The following is a 17903-nucleotide window of genomic DNA, read 5'->3' on the forward strand; positions in this document are numbered from 1 at the left end:
GGGTGAAAAAATTGGTAGCTAACATGGCGAACCACTAATGGACTTATGTTAGAAAAAGTATTACCCACTTTTATTCAACTAAAGAAGCAGTTTAATTAAAGAAGAATTGAAAAAAGAAAATAATTTAAAAGCATTCAGGGAAGGGTTCCTTGAATGCTTTTTCACTTCTTTTATATAGAGCGAATTTCATGTACAGCTCTAATCTGACCATCGATTATCTTGACTTTGATATCGTGGCGAAAGATGCCCGATTTTGTCAGCTCATTAGACACCCATTTTTCTACGGGTATTGCTAGTCTTTTTCGTTTGCTGACTTTTCATTTTTTTTGTTGATAGGTCGGCATTCTTTGTCCCCTTATTAGGAGAAGACTGGTTCTTTTTGTTTTCAAGCTGCTGCTTCACTGCCTCTTTTAGGCTGATTTTCTTTTTTGGTGCTTCGGATTGATTATTCTCGGTCATAGGAAATTCCTCCTTTTTAAATATGATAGTCAGTTCAGTATAATCTATTTTCCCTTATTTGTGAAACATTGCCCTTAAACTAACGAGAGCAATAGTAAAAAGGTCAACGGTTTTAAGATACTACTCTTTACATTGGTTAAACGAATTTCTGATAAACTTCTTTTCTATGCCTCCCACTTAATTGACCATAGATTCAAGTTGTTTCCCTTTTTACGTTTCCCATTAAACTTTGTATGACTTCAATTGGTGCTCCATTATATAATAATAGAGTCGCATAGTTATATCTTAATTAATGTTATTCTTTTTTAAGAAACTAATTTTCAGATCCTAAACCCTGGATGGAGAGTATTTTGACCATAACAAGGTAAGTCATTTCGCCAATTCCCATTTCTATGACGAAGAAATGAGGATAGAGTACTGCATAGCGGCGAAGACCGGCTATTTACATCAAACAGAGCAAATGAAAAAGATCCAAAGAAAAACAATTCATTTTTCTTTGAATTAATTATTTTAGAGTCATATTAGACAACATTTTAGAGTCTTTGTCTGAGTGGTTAACTAGTGGCTGATGCTTGTATCAGCTATTTCATTTTTTTAGCATTTGTTCTTGTGCCAATCTTACCAATTCTTTAACCATATTGCCGCCAATCGGTCCACCTATTTTTCCGGCCTCTTCAGAAGTAAGTTTTCCGTTATATCCCTTATTCAGTGAAATATTTAACTCATCTGCAATTTCGTATTTTACATTATTCGGATTGTTGCTATCTACAACATAACCCATGTCTTTCATAACTCGAGATTTTAATTTGTCTAATTCTTCGCGAGCGTCAGGTACTAATATTTTCTTTTTAGCCACTTTTCTTCACTCCTTTGTAATGTAGTCTTTCCCGTTAGTGAAACATTACTCGTGCAATTCTGTGTTGATTTAGAAACGTTAGGAATGAAAAGGGATTTGAGCGCTACATTTTAACAATCCAATTTTATCAAATTGTTCCAATGACTATGCATTATCCTATCAATATGATTAACTATTTACATAGACATTGTTTTTACTTTGAAAATAATGTCTTTAATAGGAAGAAAAAAATATACAATTACCTAAGAAGGAGAGTGCGTTATGTCAAAAACTACTTTTGCATTAATTGGTACTGGAGTTGTAGGAGAGCGAATTATTAATCAAATTTTGGCGCATCCTAATTGTGAAATCGTGTCTGTATTCGATGAAAATAAAACAAGACTAGAAGAAGTTTCAACAAAATATCAGCTTCCAGTTGCAGAAACATTAGATGAGCTTTTACAATTAGATCCAAACTGGGTTTATATCGGGACGCCCCCAGTAAGTCATGCTCCTTTGGCAGAACAAATAGCTAAACGTGGTTTGAATATTCTTTCCGAAAAGCCTCTTGCTCACGATGCACAAGATAGCGTGAGAATGGTAAATGCAGCTGCAGAAGCAAATGTCAAAACAGCAATGCATTTCCCATTAATGTACAGTCAGGCTATACATAGTCTTAAAGAAACGATAAATACAGCATCACTTGGCGATATTGTTCGTATTGAATTAAATACATACTTCCCACATTGGCCAAGGAAATGGCAACAAAATCCGTGGATTGCCTCTAGAGAACAAGGAGGTTTCATAAGAGAGATATTTCCACATTATTTTCAACTTACGCATCATCTATTTGGTGATTTTTCGATTACTTCTCACGAGACGACATATCCAGCAAATGAGGATTTATGCGAAACAGGTGTGACTGCTTTGGCTAAAACAGATAGTGGAATACCAATTGTATTGAATAGCTTGTCCGGGATTGGGCAAGAAGAACGTCTAGAGTATAAGGTTTTTGGAACAAAAAAAGTGATAACGCTCCGCAATTGGTCAGAACTATGGGTTAGTGAAACGGATCAGGAAGAAGTGGTAATTGTTCCAGAATCTCAGCCGGAAAGCCTAATGGACGCGTGTCATAATTCGATCATTGGTAGGGAGTCTCTTATTGTATCGTTTGAAGAAGGTTTGAAAGTACAAGAGTGGATTGATCAGTTGTTAAAATAGGGACGAGATTAAAAAGTAAATAAATATTCAATATTTTCTATTGACGATTTTATGAAACAATACTAAGAAAAGCATCACTTCATATGAGGTGGTGCTTTTTCTGACTATTTAAAAGTTAAAGGAATCGATGAATTGAATCGAAAAATGTGATAAGATAATGCTACATGCATATTTAATGAAACACTTTACATTTCGGGTTTATTTTGTACATTTTATCCCGTTTTACTTAGGGAATATGTCAGAATCTCCCCAATGTAGTAGTATAAAGGAGAACTATATAAATGAAGCGACGAGAAGCGCGTGAAAAAGCGATACAAGTACTTTTTCAACTAGAAAATACAGAATTAACAGTTACAGAAGCAATTGAACATATTGTAGGTGAGGAGAGTTCACCATTCTTCGAGCAAATAGTACAAGGTACTGTTTTACACATGGAAGAAATCGATAAGTCATTAGTTGAGAAATTAGAAAATTGGTCATTACCTCGCTTAGCGAAAATTGAACGTACAATTTTACGTTTAGCGGTTTATGAAATTTTATATACACCAGAAACACCTAAGAATGTTGTTTTAAACGAAGCAATTGAGTTGAGCAAAACATATGGTGATGAGAAATCTAGCCGCTTCGTAAACGGCGTATTATCAAAATACGCAAAATAATAAATTCTAAGTTAAATTTGGGAGTGTTACTAATAATGTCAGGTAAGCTAATTAATGGTAAAGAAATCGGAGATTTGATTCGACAATCTATTCAACATGAAGTGAATGATTTACAAGAACACGGTATTACACCAGGACTAGCAGTTATATTAGTAGGGGACAATCCTGCTTCTAAAACATATGTTTCTAACAAACAGAAATCATGCGAACAAATGGGTATTTACTCACAACTTATCGAGTTATCAGCAGATATTTCAGAAGAAACATTATTAAGCGAAATTGACAAACTAAATGCTGATTCTGCAATTGACGGCATTTTAGTTCAATTACCACTTCCAAAACACATTGATGAACAAAACGTCATCGCGGCTATCTCTCCTGAGAAGGATGTAGATGGCTTCCATCCAGAAAGCGTAGGAAAAATGATGCTAGGTCAACCAACATATTTACCTTGTACGCCTTTTGGTGTGATGAAGTTATTAGAATATGCGAATATTGATGTAGCAGGTAAACATGCTGTCATCATTGGACGTAGCCATATTGTAGGTGTTCCAATGGGACAACTACTATTACAAAAAGACGCTACAGTGACATATTGTCACTCTAAAACTCCTAATTTAGCTGCCATGACAACACAAGCTGATATTTTAGTAGTAGCAACAGGCCGTGCGAAAATGATCGGTGCTGAGCATGTAAAAGAAGGCGCTGTTGTAATTGATGTAGGTATTAACCGCGACGAAAACAATAAACTTTGCGGCGATGTTGATTTTGATTCAGTTATTGATAAAGTATCAGCAATCACTCCTGTACCTAAAGGTGTTGGCCCAATGACGATTACAATGTTGCTATTCAATACATTGCAATCAGCGAAAAAGAAGGTTTCCTCAAGACAAATGAGCTCAAAACAGGTAAAATAGTAACGCAGAAGCTGTTTTTCTGATGAAAGACAGCTTTTTTTATGAAATTAAATTTCTTATAAAACGTTCGGATAAGGAGTCTGAGGCTTTTGACAAGTACACCTTATTTATCTGTCCAAGCATTAACAAAATATATTAAAAAGAAGTTTGATGCCGATCCTCATTTACGTGATGTATTTGTAAAAGGAGAGCTATCAAATGTCAAAAAACATACGGGTTCTGGCCATATTTATTTCACATTGAAAGATGAAAAAACACAAATTGCAGCAGTCATGTTTGCGAAGAGTGCTAGTCGTCTGAAATTTGTTCCTGAAAATGGCATGAAGGTTTTTATTCGTGGAGATATTAACGTCTATGAAGGTAGTGGACGTTATCAGTTATATGCAGTAGCAATGGAACCGGACGGTGTAGGTAGTTTACATATCGCCTTTGAACAATTACAAGCAAAACTTTTAAAAGAAGGATTGTTTGATGAAAGATATAAAAAAGCGATACCAACATTCCCTCGTAAAATTGGTGTTGTTACAGCACCAACTGGAGCAGCCATAAGAGATATCTGTACAACTATTACGCAGCATTACGCTCTTGCAGATGTTTTGATTTTCCCTGCACTCGTGCAAGGAGAACAAGCAGCGCCTAGTATTGTAAAAGCAATTCAGCAAGCAAACCGTATGGACGAAATTGATGTTTTAATTGTCGGACGTGGTGGAGGTTCCATTGAGGACCTTTGGGCGTTCAATGAAGAAATTGTTGCCAGAGCTATTTTTGAAAGTGACATACCTGTTATTAGTGGTGTCGGACATGAGACAGATACTACGATAGCAGACCATGTTTCGGACTGGCGGGCAGCGACTCCTACAGCCGCTGCGAAAAAGGCTGTACCGAATAGCGAAGATTTAATGAAGCATTTATTGACGCGTAGGTCGCAAATATTTCAACTGACACAATCGCGTATTCGACATGAAAGAAGTCAATTAGAGGGGTTACAGAAATCCTATCCGATTGCATATCCAGACCGTCTATTTCGTCCATTTGTCGAGAAGTTAAGTCGTACAGATGAACAGTTACAAACACAAATGACTAATTATATCAAAGACAAGCAGGCGGTATTGCAACAATTAGCAAATCGTGTACAAATGAATACGCCTCTTCAAGAAGTGAGATATAAACAGCAACACGTTGCGAGATTAAGCACGCAACTTGATAAAAGTGTTGTGCAATCAATCAATAAGCACCAAGATGCATTCAGGTCCATCATTCGTACTTTAGAAGCATTAAATCCTTTAACAATCATGAGCCGTGGATATAGCATCGTTTATCAAGAAGGAAAAGTAATAAAATCAATACAACAAGTAGAAGAGAAACAAAATTTGACTATTCATTTTCCAGATGGTCAGGCGAATGCTGAAATTACGTCCATAACAATGAAAGCGAGGGGAGAAGAATAATGGCTGAAAAGAAACAATCCTTTGCAAAATCAATTGAAGAACTAGAAGAAATCGTTCATCAACTTGAACAAGGGGAAGTACCTTTAGAAGATGCTATAGATTTATATAAAAAAGGGATGAAATTATCCCAGTTTTGCCACGATCAATTACAAAATGCAGAGCAGCAACTGATCTCGATTATGGATGACAATGGCAACGAAAAGCCTTTTAATCCAACAGGGGAAGAGGGACAAGGTAAATGACTGAGCTTCTAAAAGAATTTATGGCAAACAATATTCCGACAGTCGAAAAACGTATGCAAGAACTCGTTGAGAATATTGAAGCCCCAGCAGTATTAAAAGAATCTATGTTGTATTCATTAAACGCAGGCGGTAAAAGAGTAAGACCACTATTTGTGCTTGCAGTTATGGACCATTTCAATGTTCGCAATGATGATGGATTTACGGTAGCTGCTGTCATTGAAATGATTCATACTTATTCATTGATTCATGACGATCTACCAAGCATGGACAATGATGATTACCGCAGAGGCAAACTAACTAATCATAAAGTGTACGGAGATGCATTTGCCACACTTGCAGGAGATGCACTTAATACACTTGCATTTGGTATCCTTGCTCGCATGCAACAAATTCCACCGGTATCACGTTTATTATTAGTAGATAAATTAAGTGAAGCGGCTGGAGCTGAAGGTATGGTTGGAGGACAGATCCTAGATATCGAAGGCGAAACAAAACAGTTAACATTATCAGAACTAGAAAACGTTCATGTCAATAAAACAGGAGCGCTTCTTCGTTTTAGTATTGAGTCAGGTGCCATTATTGCAAATGCCACAGAAGCAGAACGTGCAATCTTAGTGGAATATGCGCATCATATCGGTCTTGCATTCCAAATTCAGGACGATATTTTAGACATTGAAGGTACAACAGAACAATTAGGGAAAACAGCCGGTAAAGACGTTGCCAGCGATAAGAGCACTTACCCCGCACTCCTTACATTAGTAGGCGCTAAAGAAAAGTTGCAAGATCATTACAACCTTGCGATAAAAGCGCTTGAAAAACTGCCCTCAGAAAGCAGTCTACTAAAAGACTTAGCTGATTATATTGTTCATCGTAACAAGTAATGGCCGTTTTAGTTTGTACAATTGATTAACACTGTTATAATGGGTGAAACATTGTACGATGAATATTTTAATGAAAAGGTGTGTGATGGCGATGGATTTAAACAAAATATCTAGTCCATCCTTTTTGAAAGAATTAAATACGAAACAACTTCAAGATTTAAGTGAAGATGTTCGAAAGTTTTTAATCCAAAAGCTATCTGTAACAGGTGGTCATATTGGACCGAATCTTGGTGTAGTTGAGTTAACTATTGCTTTGCATCGAGCGTTTAATAGTCCTCAAGATAAGTTTATTTGGGATGTAGGACATCAAGCATATGTCCACAAGATTTTAACAGGCCGTGCAGATCAATTCGATACGCTACGTCAATATAAAGGGTTATGTGGATTCCCAAAACGCATTGAAAGTGAACATGATGTTTGGGAAACAGGACATAGCTCAACCTCGCTGTCAGCAGCGATGGGTATGGCAGCAGCAAGAGATATTAAAGGCGATAAAAACTTTGTTGTACCTATTATTGGTGACGGTGCTTTAACAGGCGGTATGGCATTAGAGGCACTAAATCATATTGGTCATGAGAAAACAAACATGATCGTTATTTTAAATGATAATGAAATGTCAATTGCCCCAAATGTAGGTGCATTGCATAATGTCTTAGGTCGCTTACGTACGGCAAATAATTACAACAAAGCAAAAGATGAATTAGAACAGCTATTGAAAAAGATCCCTGCAGTTGGTGGTAAATTAGCTTCCACAGCAGAACGTGTAAAAGATAGCTTGAAATATTTACTCGTGTCAGGTGTATTCTTTGAGGAACTAGGTTTCACTTACCTTGGTCCAATTGACGGTCATAACTTTGAGACATTAGAAGAAACATTACAAAACGCAAAAAGAATGCAAGGTCCTGTTTTAATCCATGTTATTACGAAAAAAGGGAAAGGCTACTTGCCAGCTGAAAACGATACAGTTGGAACTTGGCATGGTACCGGACCTTATAAAATGGAAACTGGCGATCTTGTAAAACCAAAAACAACTGCTCCAGGGTGGTCTAGCTTAATTGCTGAAACTGTTCGTAAATTAGCTCGTGTCGATGAACGAATCGTAGCAATTACACCTGCCATGCCGGTTGGTTCAAAATTAGAAGGTTTTGCTAGTGAATTCCCTAATCGTATGTTTGATGTTGGTATCGCTGAGCAACATGCAGCTACTATGGCTGCAGGTATGGCAGCAGATGGCACGAAGCCGTTTTTAGCGATATACTCTACATTCCTTCAACGTGCTTATGACCAAGTATTACATGATATTTGTCGTCAAAACTTGAATGTGTTTATCGGAATTGACCGTGCTGGTTTAGTAGGTGCTGATGGCGAAACGCATCAAGGTGTCTTTGATATTGCCTTTTTACGTCATATGCCGAATATAGTAATTATGATGCCAAAAGACGAAAATGAAGGCCAACACATGGTGAAAACAGCTATTGACTATAATGAAGGCCCGATCGCTCTTCGTTACCCGCGAGGTAATGGCTTAGGAGTACCTATGGACACTGAGCTTAAAGCTCTTCCAATCGGTAGTTGGGAAGTACTTCGTGAAGGTAAAGATGCAACAATATTAACATTCGGTACCACTATTCCAATGGCACAAGAAGCAGCTGAAGTATTAGCAGATCAAGGCATACAAGTTGAAATCGTCAATGCACGCTTTATTAAACCAATGGATGAGGCAATGTTACATCGTTTAATGCAAAGTAAAAAGCCAATCCTTACAATTGAAGAAGGCGTATTGCAAGGCGGCTTTGGTAGCGCAGTGTTAGAATTTGCGAATGACAATCATTATTCTACAATTCAAATTGATCGAATCGGTATACCTGATATGTTCATTGAACATGGTAGTGTTGATATGTTACTTCAAGAAATTAACTTAACTGCAGAAGAAACTGTATTACGTATTCAAGAATTAGTAAATAAAGACAATAAAGAGCAAGCAGGTTTAAAAGCATAATGACAACAAAAATTCAAAAAGAGCGTGTCGATATTCTTCTTGTTGAAAGAGGACTGTGTGAAACACGCGAAAAGGCAAAACGTACAATCATGGCAGGGCAAGTGTATTCAAATGAAGTACGCCTAGATAAACCGGGTGAGAAAATACCGATGGACTCTGAGCTTACTATTAAAGGATCACAGCTACGCTACGTAAGTCGTGGAGGCTTAAAACTAGAAAAAGCATTAGATATTTTTGATGTTGCTGTACAAGATAAATTAATGTTAGATATCGGTTCATCTACTGGTGGATTTACTGACTGTGCCCTACAAAATGGTGCGAAGCATTGCTACGCACTAGATGTAGGCTACAATCAGCTTGCATGGAAAATCCGTCAAGACGAACGTGTAACTGTTATGGAACGTACAAATTTCCGTTATGTCACAGCACCTGACTTGGCAGAAGGTTTACCTGAATTTGCAACAATTGACGTATCCTTCATTTCTCTAAAACTGATTTTACCTGTATTAAAAACGTTGTTAGTACCTGGTGGAGATGTTATTGCACTAGTGAAACCTCAGTTTGAAGCAGGGAAAGACAAAGTTGGGAAAAAAGGTGTCGTTCGTGAACCGAAAATACATTTAGAAGTATTAGAATCTATTGCAACATTCGCTGAATCAGTTGGATTTGTGGTAAAAGATGCTTCCTATTCTCCAATTACAGGCGGAGAAGGGAATATTGAGTTTCTATTCCATCTGTACAACCCACACCAAGGAGAAGAGCTGCAATCATTTACAGACTTCAATACCTTGGTGAGTGAGGCACATCAACAACTTAAATGACGCGGCCCATTCTTTTGGGTCGTTTTTTTTCTTGTGATTTTACATAATCGATGTTACGGTTATAAAAAAGAAGAGCATAATTATTCATAGAGGTGAAAAAAATTGAATAAAAGCCAACGCCATATTCGAATACGCGACATGATCGCTAATAATGATATTGAAACACAGGATGATTTGGTCGATTTACTAAAAGAAGCAGGATATCATGTAACGCAAGCGACAATCTCTAGAGATATTAAAGAATTACATTTAATCAAAGTACCTCTTCAAGATGGTCGTTATAAGTACAGTTTGCCAGCAGATCAACGCTTCAATCCAATTCAAAAACTGCATCGTGCTTTAGCAGATGCGTTTGTGAGCATTGATGGTGCTAGTCACTTCTTAGTGATGAAGACTTTACCGGGAAATGCACATGCAATTGGATCATTACTTGACCATTTAGATTGGACTGAAATATTAGGTACTATTTGTGGAGACGACACGATTATGATTTTATGTCGTGAAGATTCTCAACGCGAATCAGTGAAAAATCGCTTACTTGAAATGTTGTAATCCGAGGTGAGTTGTCTTGTTACGAGAACTATCGATTAAAAATTTTGCAATTATTGAAGACTTAACAGTAGGTTTTGTTGAAGGTTTAACGGTTTTAACAGGTGAAACAGGTGCCGGGAAATCAATTATTATTGATGCGGTACAGCTATTAGCTGGTGGTCGAGGTTCTCAGGAATTCATCCGTCACGGTGCAAAAAAAGCCGAACTTGAAGGACTCTTTGCGATTTCTTCTGAAAACCACTCTGCTTATCAAAAATGTGCAGAAGCTGGGATTGAAATTGAAGAGGGAATGGTTATTTTACGCCGTGATTTAAATGACAATGGAAAAAGCGTTTGTCGTGTTAACGGGAAACTTGTTCCACTTTCTCTTTTGCGTGAAATAGGTGCAACATTAATCGATGTTCACGGCCAGCATGAGAGCCAAGAGTTAATGGATGATAAGAGACATATCTCCTTGTTGGATCAGTTTGCAGGTGAAGACATTGATCCATTGAAAGAACGTTATAGTAAGGAATACTCTGCTTATCGTGAATTGAAAAAGGAACTTGCTGCAATTTCTCTTGGTGAACAGCAAGTAGCCCAAAAAATTGATCTTTTTTCATTTCAAATTAAAGAAATTGACGCTTGCCAATTTCGAGCAGGAGAAGAAGAGGAACTAGCTGAGGAACGTCGCAGGTTGATGAACTTCAACAAGATCTATGAACGATCCAACACGGCACACGAAGCCATTCTGGGTGAATCTAGAGGACTTGATTGGATTGGTCAAGCTATGACCGATTTAGAAGAAGTTGCAACATTAGATCAAGATTTTAGAGAGCATTCAGATAATGTATCAGCTGCCTTTTATTCTTTACAAGAAGCAGCATTTCAAATCAAAAACATATTAGATGACCTTGAATTTAACCCAGAGCGTTTGAATGAAGTAGAGCAACGTTTAGCTCTAATCCAATCGATGAAGCGTAAATATGGTGCTACACTTGAGGACATACTAACATATCGTGAAAAAATTGGAGAAGAACTGGAATCTCTAATCAATCGCGACGAAAATATGCAAAAAAACGAACAACAATTAAATGTACTGAAAGAAAAATTACTACAAACAGCAGAGAAATTAACTGCAGTTCGAAAAAAAGCCGGTCGTAAGCTAAGCGATGCCATTATGCAACAACTTCGAGCGTTATATATGGAAAAAGCAGACTTTAGTGTGCATTTTGAACCTATAGCTGCCGATCAATTTGATCATAATGGGTTGGATCGCATTGTATTCTATATTGCAACCAATGTTGGTGAACCACCGAAACCATTAACGAAAATTGCTTCAGGCGGGGAATTATCTCGTATGATGCTGGCATTAAAAACCATCTTTTCTTCAACAAATGGTATTACATCAATTATTTTTGATGAAGTAGATACAGGTGTCAGTGGACGTGTGGCTCAGGCAATTGCTGAAAAAATTTCAGCTATTTCGATGCATTCTCAAGTGCTTTGTATTTCACACTTACCACAAGTTGCAGCAATGGCAGATCATCATTATTATATTAAGAAACAAGAAGAAGCACATCGAACAGTTACGTCACTCACTGAAATTTTCGATAATGCGCGAATCGATGAAATTAGCAGAATGATGTCTGGCGCAGAAGTGACGGACTTAACATTCCAACATGCAAAAGAATTGGTAGAAATAGCTAACGGTCGCAAAAAAGCAATGACCATATAATTAGAAAACTGTCTGTCCCAACCAATTGGACGGGCAGTTTTTTACGTATGTATTGTTTTGAAAAAAACTTCAATGTAAAACCTTCCACCTTCTCCAATCATCCAATTCAACTCAAATATTTACCGTACATAACATGCTAAAACAAAGCCATAGTAAAAGGACGATGAGGAGGTGAAAAATGAAAAATCAAATGCGTTATGTCATGCAGTTTGTCGCATTATTATTTGCCATTTTGCTACTACCATTTGGTGTTTCTGCCAAAAGCTTAATTCCGATGGGACATTCAATAGGTGTAGAACTTCAGCTTCAAAATGTCTATTTAACAAATGATGTGCTCCTGAAAAACGGTACTTGGTTGAAGGCTGGAGATACTATTCAAGCAATTAATTCTCAACAAGTTAAAACGCTTGAAGAAGTTAAATCCCTATTTATCAGTTCTTCAGGTAAATTAATGGATGTGAAGCTAAAGCGTCAGCAAAAAACACAACACATTAAGATCATGAAGGAAGAGCTTGAACCGATGTTATCTTTCTTTAGAGATCAAACTGACGGTATTGGTACATTAACCTTTATTGACCCAGAAACAAAGGAATATGGAGCATTAGGTCATCAAATTATCGACTCGGTTGTTTCAGCACCGCCTAAATTTTCGTCCGGATCAATTTTCTATGCATCCATCGAACAAATAAAAAAGAGTGTACCTGGAGAACCAGGTTATAAAATTTCATCAATTGAACATAATGCTGGACAGTTAGGAAGTATAGCCGAAAATAATGTGTACGGTATATTTGGAAAATGGTCGAATACTTTAGAACAAGGTTTACCTAAACCTATGGAAATCATGCAACCTTCTGAAATAAAAGTCGGAAAAGCACAATTGCTAACGACTATTGAAGGGAAAAAAGTAGAGGCATTTGATGTCAAAATTACCAAAGTTGATGACAAGACAATGCAATTTGAAGTGACAGATGCGCAGTTGAAAAAGAAAACCGGAGGCATTTTACAAGGTATGAGCGGAAGTCCGATTATACAAAACGGACGATTTGTAGGAGCTGTTACACATATGTATATCGAAAGTCCTGAAAAGGGAGCAGCGATTCCTCTAACTGAGATGTTGAAAAGGCAACCATCTTAAAGAAAGGGATTTGCTTTTATAAATCCATTAAAATTACGCTGCACCGGGGAAGCTGGTGCAGCATTTTCTTGAGGAATTTTCAGATTGAAAAGAATATGTGATAAAAAGCATTCTTTTTCTCTGTTACTTTTGTTACAATAAAAGTGACAAATAATCGACAAATTGTTTAGAATGAATGAATACTGTCGAAATACATAGTATCTCTATGTCTACATACTTATTTTTTTAAGAATAAAAGGTATTCATGCAAAAAAGTCGAATTATCCACTTTGTATCAAAAACGAGTTTACTTTAATTCATCTTGTCGGTTTTGATCGTGTTTAACGGAAGCGCAAGCACAAAGGAGGAAATAATAATGCGAAAAGTAAAAGTTGCAATTGCAGATGATAATCGGGAACTAGTTCGTACATTAGAGATGTATCTACAAAATAGCCCAGAGATTGAAGTAATCGGAACTGCCCCTAACGGCAAACTTTGTTTGAAAATGTTAGAGGAACAAGTACCAGATGTTCTATTATTAGATATTATCATGCCTCACCTGGATGGTTTAGCGGTTTTGGAAGTTATGCATGAAAACGAAATTTATAATGATGTTCAAGTGATAATGTTAACGGCATTTGGACAAGAAGATGTTATGAAACAAGCAGTGGACTTAGGGGCATCTTATTTCATGTTAAAACCTTTTGAATTCGATCGCCTTGTTTCAAAAGTTTTACAATGTGCAGGTCATAAAACAGAAAAAACAAAACGTGTAAGCGTTCTGCAAGGATCACAGCCACAACAAATGGATCAACGTCAACTTGATGCAACGATTACAGGTATTATAAAAGAAATTGGTGTGCCAGCTCATATTAAAGGGTACGCATACTTAAGAGAAGCTATTCAAATGGTATATATGGATGTCGAGTTACTTGGTTCGATTACTAAGATTTTATATCCAGATATAGCGAAAAAATTCGATACAACATCATCACGTGTTGAACGTGCAATTCGTCATGCCATTGAAGTCGCTTGGAACCGGGGAAACTATGAATCTATTTCGAAAATGTTCGGTTATACTGTCCATCACTTAAAGAGCAAGCCAACAAATAGCGAATTCATTGCCATGATTGCCGATAAAATTCGTATTGAAACGGTTGCTAGCTGAAAGGGTTAGGACATTGATAACTCCACAGATTGCTCATATTTTAAGTAGTATGTTTACAGGAAATGTGAGCAATAATCAGGGGGTTATGAACAATATATAATATGGGAATTTTCAATGAAAAGAGACACCTCTAAGTTTATTGTGCTCGAACACAATTATCTTGGAGGTGTCTTTTTCGTATGATCAATTTGAGTTATAGGTGGACTTATTTCGGCTGCAAATTGATTATGACTGAAAATAAATATATTCGTATCACTAAATCTGACAAAATTTAATGCTTCTCGAAGATAAATGGAAAACAGTTTAATTTCTGATATAGGAGTGAGTGTTGGCGAATGCTGTTTCATGATGCTAGGATACATTGATTTTAATAAAAAATCAAATTTTTAAAAAATCCTAAGAATGGCAATTAACAATGGTGAGAGGAACACGATATAAAAGGCTTCACAGTGTATATTTAAGTGAGTTCCCGGTTAAATGGAGTACTTTCACTCATTTCAGTACAGGCGCTTAAATTGGGCATAAATGAGCGATTTGCGGTTGGAGTAAATGGTAGAAGAATTAGGACGAAAATCATGTAACCGATTGCGAAATACAATATTTGTTCAGTGCGAAAAGCACTATGTTCAGTTAATACTGACTTGCGATTTAACCTTGGATAAATTCAGCATTGTTAAGACCGACTTTACAAGTATTACGACTTAGTTGCTTTTTAACAACCACACTGTTATTAATTTCGAAAACTACCTTTTTAAACTCTGACTGTTTGTATAAGGTATAGCAATCTTCCAACGCAGGAACTAATTCTGGTGTTACAACTGCTAAGTCTTTACAGTCTAATCTCAATATATAATCGGAACAATTAATTGAAGCGACATTACGATTGTAGTCACTTCTATTGAATTGAAAAGTAATTGTAGACATATTAATAATTTGTAAAATGATAAGCGAATATTCTAAAAACATGGTACTATTACACTATGTGTATCTATTTCCCTAATTATCTACTGGTCTACCTTCGCAACTTTCTTTTGTATATATTATAAATGTATAGAGAGTCTATTTATTTTCCTGATATAATAAAAACCAGGATAGGGTCTATTTATCTAGTATATTAAAACGAATCTAACGAACGTATACCTATAAAATGATTATTAAGCTATCAAGCTTAGTTTTGAAAGCGGTTTTTTTTGCTTTATTCTGTAAAAAAACAATTTGAAATCGATAATAAGTATAGACATTTATTATCGATTTGAAGGATGGGGAGAAAATGTGCTGATTTTTGAAAATGATTATATTGTTTTAAAAGAAGAAAATGAAAAAGTATATTTAAAGACGATAGGGGAAGGATTCCCGCTAAAGGAATTCGACAGTATTTTGAAAAAATATCCACGTATTAAACTGTCGAGCTTTGCAATTTTAAGAAAAGTGACTGCCATAGTGACAGAGCAATTTGAGGAAATTGGTATTTGGCTACCACCTATAGAAATTGTGACTTCTCGTGATCGCATGACAGCAACCATGTATGTCCACGAAGATCCGAAAACTGTGTTTACAGATGGTACTAAAATGCGGGAACAAATCAAAGAATTTGCTAATAATATAGGAATAGTGCATGGTTTTGTAGATTTGACTCTAGATACTGTATTAACAGGAAAACCGACTGTAGTTGCAATAGGAACGCTAGCTAAACCAGGGAAAAACGCAAAAATTACATATATAGAACAGGCAGAGAGAAAACCATTAATTCGTGATGATGGTAAAGCGGATTATTTTGATATGAATTTTATCACTGAAATAGAAGCCCATGAATGGTTGGGAGAGAAAATACCAGCAGATTCAGGCGAGCCAGGGAAAAATGTATTTGGTGAAAGTATTCCTGCTTTACCTGGTAAAGACTCGCCAATAAAATATGATCAGAAAACTGTGTATGAAAAAGTTGATGAAGACGGAAAAATAACCATCTATGCAACTGAGGGTGGAGTTTTGGATGATTCAGATGGATTCTTGTCAGTTCAAAAACATCTACCTGTTCCAAATGATGTTGGAGTCGGAACAGGAAATCTAAATTTCGATGGATCCATTAGTATTAGAGGTACGGTACTTGCGGGCTATTCAGTAGTAGCAACAGGTGATATTTCGATTGATGGTCCCGAAGGAGTTACGAGCCCGAAATTAATCGAATCTCTAAATGGTGATGTTTACATTCGTGGGGGTATCTTTGGTAACGGTGAGTCGGTCGTACGCGCAGGTGGGAATATCTTTGTTAAACATACAAATGAAAGTACGTTGACTGCAAAAGGCGACATTCAAATTGGGTCATACGCACTTGGATCCAATTTAAAAGCGAGTAGTATACTAGTTAATGAGTACAAGGGGAAAATTATTGGTGGACGTGCAGAAGCAACAAGTACTATTACTACTGCGATTTCTGGAAATCGCTTAGAGCGCAAAACGGAATTAGTTATTACAATGCCTGATCGAAAAGAGAGCATGCAAATAGTGAAAGAAAAAGCCGAAGAGATGAAATCTTTAGAAGCTGATATTGTAAATATTAAAGCTCGCATTACGCCATTATTAGATTTCGTCGATAAGATGAATGGTGCTCAGCGAAAGGCATTTGAGGATTCAAAAGTATCGTTACTAGAAAAAGAAAATGAATTAACTAAGATTGATAAAGAGGTGCAAACAATTTTGCAATCATTAAAAAGTATGGGAACGGAAAAGATTCAAATTACGAAGGAAGCTTATCCAGGAACATATATTCAACTTGGTAAAAAATCCACGACATTAAATACGCAGACTTGTGGTAATTTTAAATTGGAGCAAGGCGAAATCAATGCCTAGACCCTTAGTTTTTGCACATCGAGGCGCCTCTGCTTGTGAGATGGAAAATACACTCAATGCATTCAAAAAGGCCGTTGAACTAAATGCAGATGGTATTGAGTTAGATTTGCAAATTACTAGGGATGATGTTCCTGTTGTGACACACGATTTAGATTTACGTCGCGTTACAGGAAGACGCAGGTTAGTAACAAATGTTTCATTAGCAGAAATAAAAAGATTACGCGTAGGTAGACCATTTACTCGTAGATACTCGGGTCAAGAAATGCTGACACTGGATGAGCTAATAGCTTGGGTAGAGAAAAATCCTATCGCATTGAATATCGAATTGAAGGAATCCTTTATTGACAATCCTTTTGTATTAGAAATTGTTATAAATAAATGCGCCCACTTACCAAATGTACATTATTCATCTTTTTTCTTGGAAGTGTTGGAACAAGCTAAGAAAATAAACAAACATATTGAAACTGCACTTATTGCCACGAGAAAGCTCAATTGGCATCAGTTAAAAAACCTTCCATATATCGATGCTATTCATGCTAACAAAACATGGTATTATAAATCTGAATATTTGGATGCATGTGTAATAGCTAAAAAGAAGTGTCGGTTCTATAACATTACTGGTGATGAAGAGTATCTCAAAAATCCACATAAAGCCGTAGTTGGCTGGATTACAGATTTTCCTGGAAGAGTTAGACGTATACAAAAAAAGGACGCTGACCATTAACGGTCAGCGTTCTTTTGATTTGCAAATTTAGCTGAAACTTTCCCTTTTTTGCGATCTCGATGCAATAGAAAACCTGCAAAAAAACCAAATCCAATGACGAAAAGGGCAATACCAATAATGAATTGTAACCAAAGAAATGGTATTGGATCCACAAGCTTAGCAAATAATGTGTCGCGCATTAATTTTATTCCACCTGCAGCCATTAAACCAGGTATAAGTAATACGATAAACGCTGCAAAACGTGCCATATACTTTCACTCCTCTAATCTATACTCATTTTTACCTGTTGGGGAAGCGTT

The 17903-nt window shown here is 36.5% G+C and carries 17 protein-coding genes; 14 read left to right on the forward strand and 3 right to left on the reverse strand.

The window, feature by feature from the left end:
* Positions 1 to 264 precede the first annotated feature (264 nt).
* Positions 265 to 459: a hypothetical protein gene (locus tag MHH98_RS07025; RefSeq protein ID WP_038184963.1), complete on the reverse strand. Its 195-nt coding sequence runs from the start codon at positions 457 to 459 to the stop codon at positions 265 to 267.
* 586 nt (positions 460 to 1045) lie between these two features.
* Positions 1046 to 1315, reverse strand: coding sequence for an alpha/beta-type small acid-soluble spore protein (locus tag MHH98_RS07030; protein WP_340712353.1), 270 nt, complete (start codon positions 1313 to 1315; stop codon positions 1046 to 1048).
* Between the two features lie 261 nt (positions 1316 to 1576).
* Here MHH98_RS07030 and MHH98_RS07035 point away from each other — a divergent pair, with 261 nt between their 5' ends.
* From MHH98_RS07035 to MHH98_RS07100, 14 genes are all read left to right on the forward strand, one after another.
* On the forward strand, positions 1577 to 2515 hold the full coding sequence (locus MHH98_RS07035) for a Gfo/Idh/MocA family protein (protein WP_340712355.1): 939 nt from the start codon (positions 1577 to 1579) through the stop codon (positions 2513 to 2515).
* Between the two features lie 281 nt (positions 2516 to 2796).
* Complete coding sequence (nusB, locus tag MHH98_RS07040; protein WP_038184952.1) at positions 2797 to 3174, forward strand: transcription antitermination factor NusB; 378 nt, start codon at positions 2797 to 2799, stop codon at positions 3172 to 3174.
* Between the two features lie 35 nt (positions 3175 to 3209).
* Complete coding sequence (folD, locus tag MHH98_RS07045) at positions 3210 to 4091, forward strand: bifunctional methylenetetrahydrofolate dehydrogenase/methenyltetrahydrofolate cyclohydrolase FolD (RefSeq protein WP_038184949.1); 882 nt, start codon at positions 3210 to 3212, stop codon at positions 4089 to 4091.
* Positions 4092 to 4180: 89 nt separating this feature from the next.
* Positions 4181 to 5539, forward strand: coding sequence for an exodeoxyribonuclease VII large subunit (gene xseA / locus MHH98_RS07050; protein ID WP_038184946.1), 1359 nt, complete (start codon positions 4181 to 4183; stop codon positions 5537 to 5539).
* The gene (locus MHH98_RS07055; protein WP_038184943.1) at positions 5539 to 5781 is read left to right on the forward strand and encodes an exodeoxyribonuclease VII small subunit; all 243 of its coding nucleotides are present in this window, start codon (positions 5539 to 5541) and stop codon (positions 5779 to 5781) included. The genes xseA and MHH98_RS07055 overlap by 1 nt, the downstream gene beginning before the upstream one ends.
* Positions 5778 to 6662, forward strand: coding sequence for a polyprenyl synthetase family protein (locus MHH98_RS07060; protein ID WP_340712358.1), 885 nt, complete (start codon positions 5778 to 5780; stop codon positions 6660 to 6662). Before MHH98_RS07055 ends, MHH98_RS07060 begins: the two co-directional genes overlap by 4 nt.
* 91 nt (positions 6663 to 6753) lie before the next feature.
* Positions 6754 to 8661: a 1-deoxy-D-xylulose-5-phosphate synthase gene (gene dxs / locus MHH98_RS07065; protein WP_038184937.1), complete on the forward strand. Its 1908-nt coding sequence runs from the start codon at positions 6754 to 6756 to the stop codon at positions 8659 to 8661.
* Positions 8661 to 9482, forward strand: a complete 822-nt coding sequence (locus MHH98_RS07070; protein WP_076034692.1) for a TlyA family RNA methyltransferase — start codon at positions 8661 to 8663, stop codon at positions 9480 to 9482. The genes dxs and MHH98_RS07070 overlap by 1 nt, the downstream gene beginning before the upstream one ends.
* A 102-nt stretch (positions 9483 to 9584) precedes the next feature.
* The gene (gene ahrC, locus MHH98_RS07075) at positions 9585 to 10034 is read left to right on the forward strand and encodes a transcriptional regulator AhrC/ArgR (RefSeq protein WP_038184930.1); all 450 of its coding nucleotides are present in this window, start codon (positions 9585 to 9587) and stop codon (positions 10032 to 10034) included.
* Between the two features lie 16 nt (positions 10035 to 10050).
* Complete coding sequence (gene recN, locus MHH98_RS07080; protein WP_038184927.1) at positions 10051 to 11751, forward strand: DNA repair protein RecN; 1701 nt, start codon at positions 10051 to 10053, stop codon at positions 11749 to 11751.
* Positions 11752 to 11929: 178 nt separating this feature from the next.
* On the forward strand, positions 11930 to 12886 hold the full coding sequence (locus MHH98_RS07085; RefSeq protein WP_038184923.1) for a SpoIVB peptidase S55 domain-containing protein: 957 nt from the start codon (positions 11930 to 11932) through the stop codon (positions 12884 to 12886).
* Positions 12887 to 13241: 355 nt separating this feature from the next.
* Positions 13242 to 14033 (forward strand): sporulation transcription factor Spo0A, encoded by a 792-nt coding sequence (spo0A, locus tag MHH98_RS07090; RefSeq protein WP_038184908.1) that lies wholly within the window; start codon positions 13242 to 13244, stop codon positions 14031 to 14033.
* Between the two features lie 1272 nt (positions 14034 to 15305).
* Positions 15306 to 16880, forward strand: a complete 1575-nt coding sequence (locus MHH98_RS07095; RefSeq protein WP_340712360.1) for a DUF342 domain-containing protein — start codon at positions 15306 to 15308, stop codon at positions 16878 to 16880.
* A complete protein-coding gene (locus tag MHH98_RS07100; protein WP_038184904.1) occupies positions 16873 to 17604 on the forward strand; it encodes a glycerophosphodiester phosphodiesterase in 732 nt (243 codons plus the stop codon). The genes MHH98_RS07095 and MHH98_RS07100 overlap by 8 nt, the downstream gene beginning before the upstream one ends.
* Here MHH98_RS07100 and MHH98_RS07105 read toward each other — a convergent pair.
* Positions 17601 to 17852 carry a DUF2627 domain-containing protein gene (locus MHH98_RS07105; protein WP_038184901.1) on the reverse strand — a complete coding sequence of 84 codons (252 nt, stop codon included), beginning with the start codon at positions 17850 to 17852 and terminating at the stop codon, positions 17601 to 17603. The genes MHH98_RS07100 and MHH98_RS07105 overlap by 4 nt on opposite strands.
* Positions 17853 to 17903: the final 51 nt, after the last annotated feature.

Source organism: Viridibacillus sp. FSL H8-0110, from assembly GCF_038003565.1.
Taxonomy (GTDB): Bacteria; Bacillota; Bacilli; order Bacillales_A; family Planococcaceae; genus Viridibacillus; species Viridibacillus arenosi.